Origin of the sequence: Bradyrhizobium sp. BTAi1, from assembly GCF_000015165.1 — a bacterium.
GTDB lineage: Bacteria > Pseudomonadota > Alphaproteobacteria > Rhizobiales > Xanthobacteraceae > Bradyrhizobium > Bradyrhizobium denitrificans.
The window spans coordinates 7,754,095-7,771,588 of record NC_009485.1; the positions used below are offsets into that span (position 1 = coordinate 7,754,095).

Sequence of the window (17,494 nt, forward strand, 5' to 3'; positions counted from 1 at the left end):
CGCCGCGCGCCCTCACACACCCGCCACCGAGGACCAGACATCGGCGAGCCTGCGCTTGACCTGCTCCTTGCGTGTCAGCACCGGCACCTCCTCCTCGTCCTCCGGCAGGCGCAAGCCGACGACATTGACGCGGCCGCCGGAGATCGAGCGGGCGACCAGCACGATGGTGTCGAGCGCGACCGTCGCCCCTTCTTTCGGGGCGTTGTCGAGATGGATGTCGAAATAATCCGCCAAGGTCAGTCGCTCCTCGCCTTCGCCGAGCTTGACCCCGTAGATGCCGGCGACCTCGTCGAGCGTGTGTTCGGCCGAGACCATGAAGTCGCCGAGCAGATGCGGATCGGGCGCCGAGGACGGCGGCATGTCGACAAAGAAACGGTCGAGCGACTCGGCCTTTTCGGGCGGAGCCAGCAGATATAGATAGTCGCCCGGCGCGATCGGCTCGGCCTCGGCCGGCGACAGGATCTGCTGGTTGCGGATGACCAGCGTCGGCTTCGACCAGGACGGGATCAGGCCGCGGCGGAAATACAGACTCTTCGGGCGGATCGCGTAGCCGACCAACTGCTGCTCGAGCTGGCCGGGCAGATCCAGTTCGATGCGGCGCGGGCCGCGATCGGTGCGCGGCAGAGCTACATGCAGCTTGCGCGCCGCCACCGCAAGCGTCCAGCCCTGCGCCAGCAGCGAGATGATCACCACGACGAACGCGACGTCGAAATAGAGATAGGCGTTGGACAGGCCGACCAGCATCGGGATCGAAGCGAGGAAGATCGCGACCGCGCCGCGCAAGCCGGTCCAGGCGATGAAGGCCTTCTCGCGCCAATTGAAACGGAACGGATAAAGGCAAAAGAACACCGCGGCGGGCCGCGCCACCAGCATCAGCATCAAGGCAACCGCGATCGCCGGCAGCAGGCTGTCGAGCAGCCGCTGCGGCGACACGAGAAGCCCGAGCAGCACGAACATCACGATCTGGGCCAGCCAGGTTGCGGCGTCGAGGAAAGTCACCACCGAATTATGCGCACGCGTCGGTCGGTTGCCGATGATGATTCCGGCAAGATAGACGGCGAGAAAGCCGGAACCATGGACGATCTGCGCCATGCCAAAGATGACCAGCGCGGCCGTCGTCACGAACGGCGCGTGCAGGCCCTGCGGCAGCGCCACCCGGTTGAGCCCCATCACGACCAAGCGGCCGCCGACGATGCCGAACAACGTGCCGAGCACGGCCTCACGAACGAGTTCAAACAGAAAATGCCCGAACGAGCCGTGACCGACCGAGATCAGCTCGACCAGCATCAGGGTGAGGAAGACCGCGAACGGATCGTTGCTGCCGGACTCCGCCTCCAGCGTCGCGCCGACGCGCGGCCGCAGGCGCAGGCCTTGTGCATGCACCAGCAGGAACACCGCGGCTGCGTCGGTCGACGCGATGACGGCTCCAACCAGCAGGGCCTCGGTCCAGCCGAGGTCCAGGGCATATTTGGCGACCGGCGCCGTGATGAACGCCGTCATCAGCACACCGACGGTGGCAAGCACCATCGACGGAGCCAGCACGGTGCGGATGCTCTGGAAGCGGGTGCGCAGGCCGCCATCGAACAGGATCAGCGCGAGGGCGACCGATCCGACCAGATAAGTGGTACGGACATCCTGAAATTCGATATGACCAGGGCCGGAATCACCCGCCAGCATGCCGATCACCAGGAACACCAGCAGCAGCGGCGCGCCGAAGCGCAGGGCCAGCAGGCTCGACAGGATGCCGGCCATGACCAGGACCGCGCCAAGAAGGATGGCAATGCTGACGGCGTCGAGTGATGTCATGAAAAAACGTTGATGAATCCGACTTTTACATCCTTATCGTCGCCACACTTGCACGCCAACCGGATTTGCTCATATCGCGGCGATTTGCCCATTTTTCCATCCTTGTGCAGGTTCGCGGTATATTTCATGGCAATCGCCTGTGACGAAAACGAGCTAAATCCTAAGCGCCGGGCGTCCCTGCCCTTCCGTTCATTTCCGAGACCCGCCGATGGACTTTGACTTAAAAGACGTTCTCGAACTCCTGCAGACCGTCGCCCGCTCCATCGGCGCCGAGGTGACGTCGCCCTGGTTCTACCTCCAGCTCGGGCTGGTGCTGAGCGGCGCGGGCATCGCCTTTGCGACCAGCGCGGCGGTGCGCGCACGCATCGACGTGACCTCGCTGGCATTGGGCTGGCCGGGCCCGCTGCGGCAGCTGCTGCGCGTACTGCTCGAGAGCGTCACCACGGTCGTGTTCGTGATCCTGATGCGGATCGCCCGCACCGGCATGGTGCTGTGGACGTGGCCGAGCCGCAGCTATCTGCTGGCCGTCGCGCTCAAGCTGGCGATGGCCTGGCTGGTCATCCGCCTGATCACCTCGGTGATCCGCAACACCTTCATCGTCCAGATCGTGTCGATCTCGGCCTGGCTGGTGGCGGCGCTCAGCATCATCGGCCAGCTCGACAACGTCGTCGACGCGCTCGATTCGGTGTCGGTCGTGCTCGGCGGCCTCCGGCTGACGCCGCTGCTGGTGATCAAGCTCGGTGTCCTGCTGCTCGGGGTGCTCTGGCTCACCAATGTCGCCAGCAATTTCGTCGAGAGCCGCATCACGCGCTCGACCGACCTGACACCGTCGATCCAGGTGCTGCTGATCAAGATGGTCCGCATGGGCCTGATGATTCTCGGCGTCGCCATCGCCATCAGCGCGGTCGGCATCAACCTGTCGGCACTCGCGATCTTCTCCGGTGCCGCCGGTGTCGGTATCGGTCTCGGCCTGCAGCGCATCGTCGCGAATTTCGTCGCCGGCATCATCCTGCTTGCCGACAAATCGGTGAAGCCGGGCGATCTCGTCACCATCGGCGACAGTTCAGGACGGATCAGCGCCATGAACACGCGCTATATCTCGGTTGCCGCCGGCGATGGCCGCGAGTTCCTGATCCCGAACGAGGATCTGGTCACCCAGAAGGTCACCAACTGGACCTACACCGACAAGAACACGCTGGTGAAAGTGAATTTCGGCACCAATTACGATGCCGATCCGCGGGTGGTCTGCAAGCTCGCAATCGAAATCGCCAACGAAACCCCGCGCACGCTGAAATCCAAGTCGCCGAGCTGCCTGCTGACGGAGTTCACCGAGGCCGGCATGAAGTTTTCGCTGACCTGCTGGATCGCCGATCCCAGCTACATGGACAGCGTCAAGAGCGAGGTGATGCTGGCGTTGTGGGAGGCGTTCAAGCGCGAGGGAATCCGGGTACCCTACCCGGTGCGAGAGCTTCGCGTTCGCGGCGGCGCACTCCCGGTGGAAACCACCGTGGAGGTCCCGACCGGCTAGGGTCCTGCTGATCCGGCCGTACACACCCGACTTGCACAGGCCGGCACGATCATTAAATTAGGCGATCACCTGACGACATCCGGGAACGAAACAGGTCCATGAGCTATATCGAAGCCACCGACACCGCTGCGCGCAAAAACGGCCAAATCAAGCTGCATGGCGCAAGCGGCTTTGCCGGCATGCGCAAGGCGGGCGCGCTGGTGTCGAAGTGCCTCGATGCGCTCACCGACATCGTCAAGCCGGGCATTCCGACCTCGCGGATCGACGACTTCGTCCGCGATTTCGCCTTCAGCCACGGCGCCTATCCGGCGACGCTGATGTATCGCGGTTACCGCTACTCGACCTGCACATCGATCAATCATGTGGTCTGCCACGGCATGCCGAACGACCGGCCGCTGAAGGAAGGCGACATCATCAACATCGACGTGACCTTCATCTTCGATGGCTGGTATGGCGATTCGAGCCGGATGTATGCGATCGGTCCGATCTCGCGCAAAGCCGAGCGGCTGATCGAGGTCACCTACGAATCGATGATGCGCGGCATCGCTGCGGTGAAGCCCGGCGCCACCACCGGCGACATCGGACATGCGATCCAGAGCTTCGTCGAGCCGCAGGGCATGAGCGTGGTCCGCGACTTCTGCGGCCATGGCCTGGGTCGCCTGTTCCATGACGAGCCGAACATCATCCATGTCGGCCGCCCCGGTGAGGGCGTGCTGCTCAAGCCCGGCATGTTCTTCACGATCGAACCGATGATCAATCTCGGCAAGCCGCATGTGAAGATTCTGTCCGACGGCTGGACCGCCGTGACGCGGGACCGGTCGCTGTCGGCACAGTTCGAGCATTCGGTCGGCGTGACCGATCATGGCGTCGAGATCTTCACGCTCTCCGAGCGGCATGGCGAGAAGCCGCTGACGCAGGTGTGAGCGGCGCGCGGCGGCTTGCTATCGCCGCGGTCCGATTGTTGCCATGCCCGGCTGCTCGACTGTTCCTCCCTTGCATGCGACTGCGGGAGGCAGCTCTGACGATCGCAACACGCCGTGGTGTCCTTGGCCTTCTCTCGGCGAGCGCCGCGCTGCTGTCCCGGCCGTCGCGGGCCGCCGAGACACCTGCGGCATCGGGCAGCGCCGATGATGCCTGCATCCTGACGCCGCAATCCGAATCCGGCCCCTATTATCTCGACCCCAAGCTGGTCCGCGCCGACCTCGCCGAGGGACGGTCGGGCGTGCCGCTGGCATTGCGGCTGCGCATCATCGAGGCCGGATCCTGCACGCCGCTCGCCGGCGCCCGGGTCGACATCTGGCATTGCGACGCCCGTGGCGTCTATTCCGGCTTCCCGGGCCAGAGCGACAATCATAAGGTGGACGAGAGCGGCAAGACCTTCCTGCGCGGCACGCAGATGGCCGACATCGCGGGCTGGGCCGGCTTCAAGACCATCTATCCCGGCTGGTATGCCGGACGCGCCACCCACATCCACTTCCGCGTCATTCTCGACGACGCCACGGTGTTGACCGGGCAGACCTTCTTCCCAGAGGCGCTGAACGAGTTCATCTACACCAACGTGCCGGACTATACCGGCCGGCCGAAACAGCGCTTCGTCATCAACGCCAATGATCGTGTCGCCAGCGAAGCCGATCCGGAGCACCGCGCTTATTGCGCCGTGAAGGAACAGCGCGACCATTATCTGGCCACGCTGACGCTGGCCGTGAGCCGCAAGGCAGCGGCGCCGGTCGAGATGCCAACCGGCAAGCTGCCGCCGGCGCCGTGGATCAAGGACCGGCTGGCGGCGCTGGTGCCCGGGCTGAAGCGCAGCCCGTTCTGATCACCTCGGCTCGCTGAACAGATAGGCCAGCGCCGCAAGCGGCAGGGCCGTGCCGAGCGCGGCCGCAAGCGTCCAGCCGCCATGCGCATAGGCAAAGGCGCCGATGCCGGAGCCGGCTGCGCCCGCGACGAAGAAGGTGGTCATGTAAAGGCCGTTGAGCCGGCTGCGCTGCGCGGCACCGAGCACGAACAACACGCGATAGCCGAGGATGAGGCTGAGCTGCGCACCACAATCGATCGCGATGGCGGCAACGACCAGCATGGTCAGCGACCAGTTGCTGCCCGGCTGAAAGACCAGCGTCAGCGCGAAGCCGATGGCGCATAGCAGCATCGCGGCGATGGTCGCCGGCCTGGTCCAGCCGCGGTCGGCGATCCGCCCTGCGATCGGCGCCATGATCGCGCCGGCCACGCCGGCCAGCGCAAACAGCGCGATCCCGGTCTGCGACATCCGGAAGTCGGGTCCCGCCAGCAGCAGCGGCGACGTCGTCCAGAATACGCTGAAGCAGCTGAACAAGGCGGCCTGGTACAGCGCCCGGCGACGCAACGCCGGCGTGTCGCGATAGAGCTCGACCATCGACCCGAGCAGCTGGCCGTAGCTCAGCCGTGCCTGCGGCGTGCGCGGCGGCAGGGTCAGGCGCAGCACCACGGCCAGGGCGACCATGGCTGCCGCCGACGCCGCGTAGATCACGTGCCAGGACGCATGGGCCGCGACGAAGCTGGCGACGGGACGCGCCAGCATGATGCCGAGCATCAGCCCCGTCGTGACGTTGCCGACGGTGCGGCCGCGGATCGCCTCCGGCGCCATGTGTCCGGCATAGGGGATCAGGATCTGCACCGCGACCGAGCCGAAGCCGATCAGCAGCGCCGAGAACAGGAACGTGGCAGGGCTCGTCGCCAGCGAGGCGCAAGTCAGCGCGGCCGCGCCGACGATGATGGTGGTGATGACGAGCTTGCGGTTTTCGATGAGATCGCCGAGCGGCACGACCAGCAGGAGGCCCGCGCCATAGCCGATCTGGCTCATGGTCACCAGCAGTCCGGCCAGTTGCGGATTCAAGCCGAGATCAGCGCTGATCGGCCCGATCAGCGGCTGCGCATAATAGATGTTGGCGACGATCAGCCCGCAGGAGAAGGCCAGTAGCAGCGTGATCCAGGCCGACAGGCTGTCGGCGGAGTCGGACGTCAAAGTGGTCAATGGAAGCGTCTCCCGGGGCGGGACCGGAATGTCCTGATCGCGAAATGAAAGCCTTGGCCGCGATGTTGCATCGCGACATTGGAAGGCCTGACATAGGTGCTGGCCATCCGCCGCACCAATTCACGTCTGCGTGGGCGCCGCAACGGGCAGGAGTCACACGAAAGCAGGAAACACAACCGGCGTGCGCCTGCGCGATCGCGGCAGGCACACGCCGTTCGGTTTCTCTAGGGCGCGCGAGGCACGCCGGTCTCGGAGGCGGCGGGCCGGCGGCCGCCGATGAGTCGCGGCAGCAGCATCGGAACCCGCTCGCGGTAGCGCTGATAGGTCTCGCCGAACGCGGCGATCAGATCGCGCTCCTCCAATTGCAGCCCGACCAGGATGTAGGCCGTATTCAGCACGGCGAACAGCAGGTGGCCGACTGTCATCGTCGGCGTGGCCCAGAAAGCGAGCAGGAAACCCAGCATCAGGGGGTGCCGCACCAGACGGTACAGCAGCGGTGCCTTGAAGGGTTCCGGCGGCGCCTCGGTGCCACGCAGCGCGAACAGCGCCTGGCGCAGCCCGAACAGGTCGAAATGATTGATCATGTAGGTGGAGGCCAGCACGATCAGCCAACCCAGCCAATGCATGCCCGTCAGGCTGGCGGCCACGATGCCCTCGGCCTGCCAGACCGGTGCCGGAATCGGACGCCATTGCCAGAACAGCAACAGCAGCATCAGGCTGGTCAGCAGCACATAGGTGCTGCGCTCGGCCGCCGCCGGAATGACGCGCGTCCACCATCGCTTGAAAGCCGGCCGCGCCATCACGCTGTGCTGGAGCGCGAACAGCGCAAGCAGCGCGACGTCGATCAGGATCGCCTCCCCCCAATCCCCCGGAGGACCAGTGTCGATCGATTTGGCAATGAACTGGTTATAGTTGCCGACGAAGCCGAGCGCCCAGATGAAGGACACGAAAAAAACGGCGTAGCTCGCAATGGCGTAGAACATGATGAAGAGACGTGCGATCATGAAACGGTTCCCTGGTATGTGGTCCGCAGCGCTGCCGACCGTGGAACGTCGACGGTTTGGGGCGGCGCGCGCGATCGGACCTGATCGCTAGCAGGCGACCGTCCCCCGAGCGTCCCCGGACGCCGTCATTGCAGGTCGCATCCAGCAGGTCGCATCCAGATGGCGCGGTTCAGCATCAGGACATTTGGCTATCCGGAGATCCGGCGCGACGGCGAGCCGTGCCGCCTGCCGCTGCGCAAGGGGCTCGCATTGCTCGTCTACCTGGCTGAGACCAAGAGCGCGGTCGCACGCGAGGTCGCCGCGACGATGTTCTGGCCAGACAGCTCCGAAGGCGTTGCGCGCGGGCGGCTGCGACGGCTGTTGCACCGCATTCAACTGACGCTCGGCGATGACTGCCTGAGCATCGACCGGTCGACGATCCGCTGGGCGCCATCGGTGGATCTGGAGGTGGATTCGGCGCTGTTCGAGGCGGCCTGCGATCGCGGCGCGTTCGAGCTCGCCGGCCGTCTCCAGACCGACGAATTTCTCGCCGGCTTCACGCCGAACGGTTGCCCGCAATTCGACGAATGGGCTTTCTTTCGGCGCGAAGCCCTGCGCGGCCGGGCCGTCCAGGCGCTGGAACGCGTGGTGCAGGACAAGAACGCCGCCGGCGATTACGCTGCGGCCGCAGCCCATGCCGCCCGCCTGGTCGCGCTCGACCCGCTGAGCGAGGTGTATGGCCGCGCTTTGATCCGCAACCTGATGTTGGCCGGAGACCGCAGCGCGGCCGAGCGGCAGCTCGACGCCCTCACAGTGCGGCTGCGCGACGAGCTCGGTGTGGCGCCTGAGCCAGAGACTCTGGCGCTGCTGAGCCCGGCTCTGCGAACCGACGATGCGCCGACGACGCGCTATGTCGCCGGCGACGGCGTTCATCTCGCATTCCAGATCCATGGCGCAGGCCCGCTCGACATTCTGCTGCTGCCCGGCTTCGTCTCGCATGTCGAACGGGTCTGGGAGGAGCCGCATTGCCGGGTTCTGCTGTCCACACTCGCAACCATGGGCCGTCTCATCCTGTTCGACCGCCGCGGCATCGGGCTGTCGGATCGCGTCGGCTTCAGCCCCAGCGTGGCCGCCACCGCGCGAGACATCGCAACCGTGCTCGACGCCGCCGGCAGCCGGCGCACCGTCCTGCTCGGCGCCTCCGAGGGCGGCCCCGCCTGCATCGCCTTCGCCGCCGAGCACCCCGAGCGCGTCGCCGGGCTGATCCTGTTCGCGTCGCTGGCCAAGGGCAGCGCGACGGCCGACTATCCGCATGCGTTGCAGGCTGCGCAATATGATGGGTGGCTGCGACAATTGGTGACCGAATGGGGCGGGCCCGCCGGGATCGAGACCTTCGCGCCGAGCCTCGCCGGCGATGCCCAGGCCCGCGCCTGGTGGGCCGGCCTGTTGCGGGCGGCATCGAGTCCCGGCGCCATCAAGGGCCTGCTCGAGGCGTTCCGGGACATGGACGTCCGGCAACTGCTGCCGCTGGTGTCCGTTCCGACCCTGGTGCTGCACCGGCGCCGCGACCGCGCCGTGGTCATCGGGGCCGGCCGGCATCTCGCCAGTCACATCCGTGATGCGCGGTTCGTCGAGCTGGAGGGCGCCGATCACTGGATGTTCGCCGGCGAGCAGCAGCCAGTCATCGCGGAGATCGGTGCGTTTCTCGCCAGCCTGCCCATGTGAGCACAATGTCTCGATCCGTGCGACGCGCGTGATTCGACGCGTCGGGCGAGCGCGACCGTCCATTTCCGACGCAGGCCGCGACAGTTCGAGGTTGCAAAAGCGCGCCGCCGCGGCATGCTGGTACCGATGGCAGACAAATCCCTCCCGGCCGACGCTCCGCCACCCGAGACGCCGCATTATCACGGCCATCGGCAGCGGCTGCGCGAGCGCTTTCACAGCGCCGGCCCCGATGCGCTGAACGACTATGAGCTGCTGGAGATGGTGCTGTTCGCGGCGCTGCCGCGGCGCGACGTCAAGCCGCTGGCCAAGGCCCTGCTCAAGATGTTCGGCTCGTTTGCCGAAGTGATCCACGCACCGGAGCCGCGGCTGCGCGAGATCGACGGCATCGGCGAGGCCTCGATCACCCAGCTCAAGCTGATCGCCGCCGCCGCGCACCGCATCGCCAAAGGCGAGGTGAAGCACAAGCACGCGCTGTCGTCCTGGCAGGAGGTGATCACTTATTGCCGGACCAGCATGGCCTTCGCCGAAAAGGAGCAGCTGAGGCTGCTGTTCCTCGACAAGCGCAACCAGCTGATCGCGGACGAAGTGCAGCAGACCGGCACCGTGGACCATACGCCGGTCTATCCGCGCGAAGTCATCAAGCGGGCCCTGGAGCTGTCGGCGACGGCGATCATCCTGGTTCACAACCATCCCACTCAACCTATTTCCATCACGCTCGATCACGCTCCTAACCGTTGAATCACTTGAACTTTTAGGCTTGTCGTAGCGCAGGACGTTGTGGCATATTGGGGTCGGTTTTGAGGGGGATCGATCGCCCTTGTGACCCCAGTCGCCGACCCCTGCTAGCCGTCTGGCGACCCCACTTGAAAGCCAATGGGAGAGCCCAGTGCCAAGCCTTACCGATGGAGAAATTCGCCGCGCGCTGAAGCAGGTGGAGCAGACCGGCAAACAGCTAAGCCTGGTCGATGGCGAAGGACATGGCACCGGTCGCCTTGTCCTGGTCATGAAGCCCATGCCCACGCGCGTCACCGCCGATTGGATGGCGCAGCAGTGGCGCGATCAGAAGCGCTTCAAGAAGAAACTGGGCTCATACCCATCCATGTCGCTCAGCAAAGCGCGCGAAGTTTTCACACGCGATTTCGCCGACATGATCCAGAAGGGCCGCAGCATCAAGATCGCCGGCGACACGCGTCCCGGCACCGTGGCCGATCTCTTCGAAGCCTATGTCGCTCACCTGAAGGCATCCGAAAAGTCATCTTGGAAAGAGGCTGAGAAAGGCCTCAACAAGATCGCCGACACCCTCGGCCGCAATCGGCCCGCTCGCGACATCGAGCCCGACGAAATCACCGATCTCATCCGACCGATCTATGACCGCGGTAAGCGCTCCATGGCAGATCACGTCCGCAGTTACATCCGATCCGCATATAGCTGGGGTCTGAAATCGGAACACGACTACCGCAACGCGTCGCAGCGGCGTTTCCGGCTGGTCTACAATCCCGCCGCCGGCATCCCCACAGAGCCCAAGAAAGTCGGCACTCGCTGGCTTGATGAAGAAGAATTCCTACGCCTGTACCGTTGGCTTGAATGTCCGGACGCGCCCGTGCATCCGCCTTACACACGGGCCGTTCGCATTCTCATGCTCACGGGGCAGCGCGTGGAGGAAATCGCCCGCCTGCATGTCGATCAGTGGGACGCGAAGGAGCGGATCATCGACTGGTCAAAGACCAAGAATGGCAAGCCACACGCCATTCCGGTCCCGGAAGTGGCGGCGGAGTTAATCGAATCGATCAAGCCCAACGCACACGGCTGGTTTTTCCCCTCCGCGACCGACCCAACCAAGCCCGTCAGCCACGGCACGCTGTACTCTTTCATGTGGCGTCAGCGCGAGCGCGAGGTGATCCCTGTCGTGACCAACCGCGATCTGCGCAGAACCTGGAAGACGCTCGCAGGTCAGGCCGGCCTCTCCAAAGAAATTCGCGACCGCATACAGAACCACACGCTCCAGGATGTCAGTTCGAAGAGCTACGATCGTTGGAGTTACATGCCCGAGAAGCGGGCAGCCATGAAGAAGTGGAATGCATTCGTCCGAGCGATGCTAACCAAGAAGCGCCCCAAGCCGGCAAGAGAGACATCTAGACCGAATATCCGTTCGGGCGTTGAAGGCGCCACCCAACATGCAGCCTGAGAGGCGTCCGCAAAATCGCTCTAAGCCGTCAGGTGCTCTATAAGGATTGACAATCCCAGACCGAAAAGCGCGATCCCAGCGACAGCCTCCGCAATGCGGCCGAAGTGCTCGCCGATCAGCCGACCGATAAGCATGCCCCCCGACGACATGAGGAACGTCGCAAGGCCAATCGCGGTCGCAACCACAACAATGTTGACGTTCAGAAAGGCCAAAGAGACGCCGACGGCCATTGCATCGAGGCTCGTGCCGATTGCGGTTGCCATCAAGACTGTAAACGATCGGCCCACTGGCTTGGCGTCGGCTTTCTTCCATACGGCCGCATAGAGCATATGAAGACCAACCGCAGCGAGCAGGCCAAAGGCGAGCCAGTGATCAACAGCCTGGACGAAGCTGCTCGCGGCAACGCCGGCAACCCAACCGATAACAGGCGTGATCGCCTCGACTACACCAAAGACCGCACCGCTGCGTAGCGCTTCTGAATATCGCGGGCGGCCAAGGGCTGCGCCTCTACCCACGGAAACCGCAAAGGCATCGACGGACATGCTGAAAGCAAGCAGGACGACTGCAAAAGGGGACATAGCAGGATAACCAAACGGACATTGAACCGGGTGGCCCTCACCTGTCCGACAAAGGCGAGTTTCACCACGGTCTTGCCGGGCCGGTGAAAAACCGGCTGATCACACCACGCGCATGGCGCGAGCCTGTTGGCGTGATCCCGCTGTCTGAGCGGTGGCTACTCCCCGATGCGGAAGAGATAGGAAGCGACATCGGCAAAGTCAAAATCTAAAAGTCGATACCCATCAGATACTTGCGCTTATAATACTCATTTGCAGGTGGAGCCTTGGTCTTCAGGCTTCGGACGGCCCGCCTCCAAGCGGTCTGGTAGGATGACTGCCGCATCCTGCGGCTGGGAGCTAGGAAAATTGTAATCTTCCTGCTACATATCTGCTCAATATGTAGTGTGAAGGTGTCAAATGCCCACTCCCCATAACCCTCCAGCAGCCGTGCGGCGCGCCCTGCGCAAGCTCGGCGCGGACATCCATGACGCTCGCCGTCGCCGCAAGCTGCCCATGGCGGTCGTGGCCGAGCGGGCTTTCACGTCGCGCTCGACCCTGCAGAAGGTCGAGGCAGGCGACACCAACGTTAGCGTCGGCATTTATGCCGGCGTGCTTCAAGCCCTCGGCCTGCTCGACGGTCTGACCCGGATCGCCGACATCAGCAACGACAGCGTCGGCCAGGCGCTCGCCAGCGCCGAGCTGCCCAAGCACATCCACTTGAAGCGGTCGGCGGGATCGTCCCGCGATGGCTGACTTCGAGGTTCATATCGACCTTAACGGCCGCACCCGCCTGATCGGATTGGCGAGAAGCAATCGTGTGCGAGGCGCCGAGACCATCCTCTTTGAGTATGAAGGTGCTTGGCTGGAAGACCCGGAGCGCTTCTCGTTGGAGCCCGCTCTGGCGCTGACCCGCGGCGCCTTCGCGCCGCCAGCCGGCCTTGCCACCTTCGGCTCGATAGGCGATTCCGCACCCGACACATGGGGACGCCGCCTCATGCAGCGCGCTGAGCGCCGCCTTGCTGATCGCGAAGGCCGTGCCGTCCGCACTCTTGTCGAAAGCGATTATTTGCTCGGTGTCGCCGACGAAACCCGGCTCGGCGCGCTTCGCTTCCGCTGGGTCGGCGAAGACGCGTTCCAGGCGCCAATCCGCGCCGGCGTTCCAGCTTTGATCGAACTTGGCCGACTTCTCCAGATCACCGAGCGCATCCTGCGCGACGAGGAGACGGACGAAGATCTCCAGCTCATCTTCGCTCCCGGCTCCTCCCTCGGCGGCGCACGCCCCAAAGCATCAGTAATCGACCAGCACGGTCACCTCTCCATCGCCAAATTCCCGAAGGAGACGGACGATTATAGCATGGAGACCTGGGAGGAGATTGCTCTGCGGCTGGCTGGCCGTGCCGGCATCACGACTCCTCAACACGAGCTGATCAGCGTAGCCGGTAAGGCCGTCATGCTTTCGCGACGCTTTGATCGCGAGGGCGCCATCCGAATTCCGTTCCTTTCGGCAATGGCGATGATGGGCGCGAAGGATGGCGAGCGCGGCAGCTACCCGGAGATTGTCGACGCTCTTGCCGAACATGGCGCCCAGGGCAAGACGGATGCCCATGCCCTTTATCGGCGCGTGGTCTTCAACGTCCTGATCTCCAATGTCGACGATCACCTTCGCAATCACGGCTTCCTGTGGCTGGGCAAGGCAGGCTGGTCGCTCTCACCGGCCTACGATCTCAATCCCGTCCCGACCGATCTCAAGGCGCGGGTGCTGACGACGAACATCGATCTCGACGAAGGCACGTGTTCGCTCGAACTGCTGGAGGCCGCCTCCGAGTATTTCGCGCTCACACTGCCGCAGGCGCGCGCGATCATCAAAGAGGTTGCGACCGTGACCGCGACATGGCGGGACACCGCCAAGGCGGTGTGCGCCCGCGCCACCGAGATCACCCGTATGGCCAGCGCCTTCGAGCACGACGACCTCAAGCGGGCGTTGATCCTATGACGCTAGGACGGGTGGCAAGTGGGGGACACAAATGAATAAGCAAGAAGATGATCTTTCGAATGAAGCAACGGCGCTCGCAGACATCCTGAAGTGGTCCGCGGATCTGCCAGCCTGGCAGCGCGACACGCTGCGCCGCCTCTGTAACCAACCTAAACTGGAAGCCACGGATGTCGTGGAGTTGGCCGCGATCTGCAAGGGCCTCGATCAGGGCACCCCACTCGACGCCAGCCATATCCGCGATCCCGCCGCGAGCCATGCCGTGGTGACGCTCGGCGCCCTTTACGGTCTGTCCAACGTCAACGCCCTCGCTCCCGGCGAACGGCTGTCCTTCGGCAAAGCGGGCCTCACCATCATCTACGGCGACAACGGAGCCGGCAAATCCGGCTATGCCCGCGTCCTGAAGCAGCTCTGCCGGGCGCGCTCGCCAAAGGGCGACGCGATCCTGCCAAACATCTACGCCGCCACGAGCGGCGCGCCAGCCGCCAGCGTCGAGTTCTTCATCGGCGCCCAAAAACGCAATGCCGCTTGGACGCAGGGCAGCTCGCCAGACGCCATGCTGTCCGCCGTCAGCGTCTTCGACTCGCGCACGGCCAATATCCATGTCGAGAACACCAACGACCTCGCGTATACGCCGCTGCCGCTACGCATCCTCGCGGGCCTCGCGCAAGTCTGCCAGGACGTGAAGAGCAAGCTGGCCGCCGAAATCAAGGCCCTCCAGGAGCAAACGCCCACCATCCTGACGACGCCGGACTGCAAGCAGAACACTCCGGTCGGCAAGCTGATCGCCGGTCTCTCGGGCAAGACGAAGCCAGAAACCGTCGAGAAACTCGCCGGCCTCACCGCCGAGGACGAGACGCGCCTTCAAACGCTCACCGCCGATTTGTCGAGCGATCCGGCTCGCACAATCCGCCAGCTTCAGGGCCAAGAGACGCGCATCACCGGCATCATAACGCAGCTCGAGCGCCTGGCCGCATCCGCCACGGATGACAATCGCACGGCCCTTCGCGATGCCCACACGAACCTTGCGAATGCGCGCATGGCCGCCGCCGCAGCGTCCGCCAACCTGTTCTCCAAGGAACCGTTGCCGGACATCGGCTCGGATGTCTGGAAGATCCTGTGGGAAGCCGCCCGCGACTATTCGCGCGCGGCGGCCTATCCCAAACAGCCTTTCCCGGTGACCGGTAGCAAAGCGCACTGCGTCCTATGTCAACAGCCGCTCAGCGAGGAGGCCTCGAGACGGCTCAGCAGCTTCGAGGCCTTTGTGCAGGACGAAAGCAAACGTCGCGAGCAGGAGGCGGCGGACTCCTATGACGACGCCCTGCAGGGCGTCTCGGCCGCGGCAGTCTCGATGAAAGATCTCGCTGCAATCGTCTCATTGATACGAGACGATATCGGTCGCGAGGATCTCGCAAGCGCTTTGCGCCGCGACATGCTCCACCTCGCATGGCGGTTGCGAGCAGTCCTGCGCACCCACGTTCTCGCGACACCGCCGGCCCTTCCTCCTGCTGCCGCCCTCTCTCTTGATCCGCTACGCGCAGTGCTGGCCGGCATCGCCGGGCGCATTCAGGCCCTGCAATCCGACGCCAGTTCACCGGAGCGCGCCATGCTCATCACTGAACGTGACGGCCTCAGCGACCGCAAATGGCTCGGCGTTGTGAAGACCGATGTGCTCGCCCAAATCGATCGCCTCAAAGCCATCGAAGCGATCGACAAGGCCAGCAAGGACACGGCGACGAACAAGATCACCACCCAGAGCGCCCGTATTGCCCAGGCGCTCGTTACCAACCGCCTGCGCGGACGGTTCGCAATCGAAGTCGACAAGCTCGGCGTCGCCGGCCTCGCGATCGAGCTTCAGCAAGCCAAGACCACCGCCGGCGTTCCCTTCTTCCAGGTCAGGCTGATCAACAAGCCGAACGAACCAGTGGGAAAGGTCCTCAGCGAAGGCGAGCATCGCTGCGTCGCGCTCGCCGCCTTTCTCGCCGAGCTATCGACCATCGATGCGCAATCGGCGATCGTGTTCGACGATCCGGTGTCGTCACTCGATCACTTGCATCGAGACAAGGTCGCCGCCCGTCTGGCAGAAGCTGGCCAGACTCGCCAGGTGATCGTCTTCACCCACGACATGGCGTTTCTGCTCTTGCTCGACGAAGCCTGCCGGACGACAAAGGATCGAGAAGCGACGCCTGTGGCGTATCGCCTGATCAGCCGCGGCACCGAAAATGCTGGTTACTGCCATCAGGATCCCCCGGCCAACGTCATGCCGCTCGACAAGGTCATTGACGGCATGAGAGCGCACCTCGCAAACGTCAAGATCCACCATGAACGCGGCGACCAGGCGAGATGGCTGCGCGAGGTCACGTCGTTCCAGGATCAACTTCGAACCACGTGGGAGCGCGCCGTCGAGGAGGCCGTCGGGCCGGTGATCCGCCGCTTGTCACGCAAGGTCGACACCACGGGACTGATCAAACTCACCGTACTAACGGATGGCGACTGCACCGCGATGCGGTTAGCGTTTGGGCGTTGTTCCGCCCTTCTTCACAGCCAGCCGGGAGAGCTCAATCCGCGGCTACCCGAACCGACGGCCATCGAAGCTGAGATTGATGCACTGGAGAAGTGGATTGCAGATATCCGGGCCCGGCAGGAGAAAGCCGCATAATTATGCTTCTCGCCAAGCCGGTCGATATCGATCGGTGTGCAAGGGAATGTCGGGCGTCGCCGCGCGCGTGTAGAAGTGATCGCCTACACCGAACCGCCCAGCGCCTTCAGCATTATTGCGGTATCCCAGGCGAAGTTTCGCCACTCAACGGGTTGGTCTGCCGCGATCCGGATCACCTGACACATCGGCATGTCAATCAGCGCTCCGGTCGATCTTGCGGTGGCCCGCATTGTTACGGTGCAGACGACGATATCGTCGCCGCATGTGTGGAAGACGGGGTCTGTCGGTTTGATATCGACCCAAGTCTCGACGAACGAGTCGATCCAGCGCCCGAACTCTTCGCGGCCTCTCCATTGGCCTCCATAGGGCAGGGAATCCGGCTGGTGTAGAACGATGTCGGGATGCAACGTTTCGAGCAGTGCAGCTCTATCGGCTGGCAATCCCGAAGCAGAGTAACGGGCTTCCGCCTCATAGAAACGCATCAGAGCGCGAAGTGCCGGTGTTTGTGCATCCATAATTCTAGCATAGACATTCGCCAGATATCTCGGCCACCCGTTTCCTGCGGTTAAACTCATTCGGCGTCCGATTTCCGCGCGCTTGTGCGCGGCCAAATTCTCGGGATGCAGGAAGTCCGGGGCCGCTATTCGGCGGCCACGGCATAGGTCGCCTCGCCTCGCCGCCCTCCGCTTCGGACGGCTGGGCGCGGCGCCTTGGCGCGGTGATTGTTGAAGATGCTCAAATCGATCTTCCACCCATTCGGTGGGAATCTGGCTGCGCGATCCCCGATGGATGCGTGGTGGCCATCGCCAGTATCAGGGGTGGCAAAAACGAAGTGCCGAGCTCCGCCACGAGCCCTCCTGTAGTGATCGCGCCGTTCGCCAAATCTGATCCACGCGGATCTCACGCGGGTTGATTCTAGCTCAGCGGCTCTGTGCTCAGCCGGAAAGTCTCAATTGCGGCAATACGGAAAGACGGGTTGAGGGGGAATGCCTTCCCCCCGGCCGGCGCCTTGGTCGCCGGCACACCCCCTTCTGCGGGGAGATCCCCGCAA

14 protein-coding genes and 1 riboswitch are annotated in these 17,494 nt (G+C 64.1%); of the genes, 9 read left to right on the forward strand and 5 right to left on the reverse strand.

What is annotated here, in order from left to right:
- Window positions 1-12: 12 nt before the first annotated feature.
- Window positions 13-1,806, reverse strand: coding sequence for a potassium/proton antiporter (locus BBTA_RS34535; protein ID WP_012047143.1), 1,794 nt, complete (start codon window positions 1,804-1,806; stop codon window positions 13-15).
- A 208-nt stretch (window positions 1,807-2,014) separates the two neighbouring features.
- On the opposite strand from BBTA_RS34535, the gene BBTA_RS34540 reads away from it, so the two are divergent.
- The 3 genes from BBTA_RS34540 (at window position 2,015) to BBTA_RS34550 (ending at window position 5,153) form a co-directional block, all read left to right on the forward strand.
- The gene (locus tag BBTA_RS34540) at window positions 2,015-3,334 is read left to right on the forward strand and encodes a mechanosensitive ion channel family protein (RefSeq protein ID WP_012047144.1); all 1,320 of its coding nucleotides are present in this window, start codon (window positions 2,015-2,017) and stop codon (window positions 3,332-3,334) included.
- 98 nt (window positions 3,335-3,432) lie between these two features.
- Complete coding sequence (map, locus tag BBTA_RS34545; protein WP_012047145.1) at window positions 3,433-4,257, forward strand: type I methionyl aminopeptidase; 825 nt, start codon at window positions 3,433-3,435, stop codon at window positions 4,255-4,257.
- Between the two features lie 95 nt (window positions 4,258-4,352).
- Window positions 4,353-5,153 carry an intradiol ring-cleavage dioxygenase gene (locus BBTA_RS34550; RefSeq protein ID WP_012047146.1) on the forward strand — a complete coding sequence of 267 codons (801 nt, stop codon included), beginning with the start codon at window positions 4,353-4,355 and terminating at the stop codon, window positions 5,151-5,153.
- On the opposite strand, the gene BBTA_RS34555 is transcribed toward BBTA_RS34550, so the two are convergent.
- A complete protein-coding gene (locus tag BBTA_RS34555) occupies window positions 5,154-6,344 on the reverse strand; it encodes an MFS transporter (protein ID WP_012047147.1) in 1,191 nt (396 codons plus the stop codon). It lies immediately after the preceding gene.
- Window positions 6,345-6,568: 224 nt separating this feature from the next.
- Complete coding sequence (gene mddA, locus BBTA_RS34560) at window positions 6,569-7,348, reverse strand: methanethiol S-methyltransferase (RefSeq protein ID WP_041751082.1); 780 nt, start codon at window positions 7,346-7,348, stop codon at window positions 6,569-6,571.
- A 159-nt stretch (window positions 7,349-7,507) separates the two neighbouring features.
- Here mddA and BBTA_RS34565 point away from each other — a divergent pair, with 159 nt between their 5' ends.
- The 3 genes from BBTA_RS34565 to BBTA_RS34575 all read left to right on the forward strand — a co-directional run bounded on the left by BBTA_RS34565 (window position 7,508) and on the right by BBTA_RS34575 (window position 11,237).
- On the forward strand, window positions 7,508-9,052 hold the full coding sequence (locus BBTA_RS34565; protein WP_012047150.1) for an alpha/beta hydrolase: 1,545 nt from the start codon (window positions 7,508-7,510) through the stop codon (window positions 9,050-9,052).
- Window positions 9,053-9,178: 126 nt separating this feature from the next.
- Window positions 9,179-9,790 (forward strand): RadC family protein, encoded by a 612-nt coding sequence (locus tag BBTA_RS34570; protein WP_012047151.1) that lies wholly within the window; start codon window positions 9,179-9,181, stop codon window positions 9,788-9,790.
- Window positions 9,791-9,938: 148 nt separating this feature from the next.
- Window positions 9,939-11,237, forward strand: a complete 1,299-nt coding sequence (locus tag BBTA_RS34575; protein ID WP_012047152.1) for a site-specific integrase — start codon at window positions 9,939-9,941, stop codon at window positions 11,235-11,237.
- Window positions 11,238-11,257: 20 nt separating this feature from the next.
- Here the strand turns inward: BBTA_RS34575 and BBTA_RS34580 are convergent, their stop codons facing one another.
- A complete protein-coding gene (locus BBTA_RS34580; protein ID WP_012047153.1) occupies window positions 11,258-11,815 on the reverse strand; it encodes a manganese efflux pump MntP family protein in 558 nt (185 codons plus the stop codon).
- A 24-nt stretch (window positions 11,816-11,839) separates the two neighbouring features.
- A riboswitch (yybP-ykoY riboswitch) is annotated at window positions 11,840-11,991 on the reverse strand.
- Between the two features lie 220 nt (window positions 11,992-12,211).
- Between BBTA_RS34580 and BBTA_RS34585 the strand changes: the two genes are divergently transcribed.
- From BBTA_RS34585 to BBTA_RS34595, 3 genes are read left to right on the forward strand one after another with little or no spacing between them, the layout of a single operon-like run.
- Window positions 12,212-12,547 carry a helix-turn-helix domain-containing protein gene (locus tag BBTA_RS34585; protein ID WP_041751084.1) on the forward strand — a complete coding sequence of 112 codons (336 nt, stop codon included), beginning with the start codon at window positions 12,212-12,214 and terminating at the stop codon, window positions 12,545-12,547.
- A complete protein-coding gene (locus BBTA_RS34590; protein ID WP_012047155.1) occupies window positions 12,540-13,787 on the forward strand; it encodes a type II toxin-antitoxin system HipA family toxin in 1,248 nt (415 codons plus the stop codon). The genes BBTA_RS34585 and BBTA_RS34590 overlap by 8 nt, the downstream gene beginning before the upstream one ends.
- Window positions 13,788-13,818: 31 nt before the next feature.
- Window positions 13,819-16,443 (forward strand): AAA family ATPase, encoded by a 2,625-nt coding sequence (locus tag BBTA_RS34595; RefSeq protein WP_012047156.1) that lies wholly within the window; start codon window positions 13,819-13,821, stop codon window positions 16,441-16,443.
- Between the two features lie 83 nt (window positions 16,444-16,526).
- Here the strand turns inward: BBTA_RS34595 and BBTA_RS34600 are convergent, their stop codons facing one another.
- A complete protein-coding gene (locus BBTA_RS34600) occupies window positions 16,527-16,925 on the reverse strand; it encodes a nuclear transport factor 2 family protein (RefSeq protein WP_049795436.1) in 399 nt (132 codons plus the stop codon).
- Window positions 16,926-17,494: the final 569 nt, after the last annotated feature.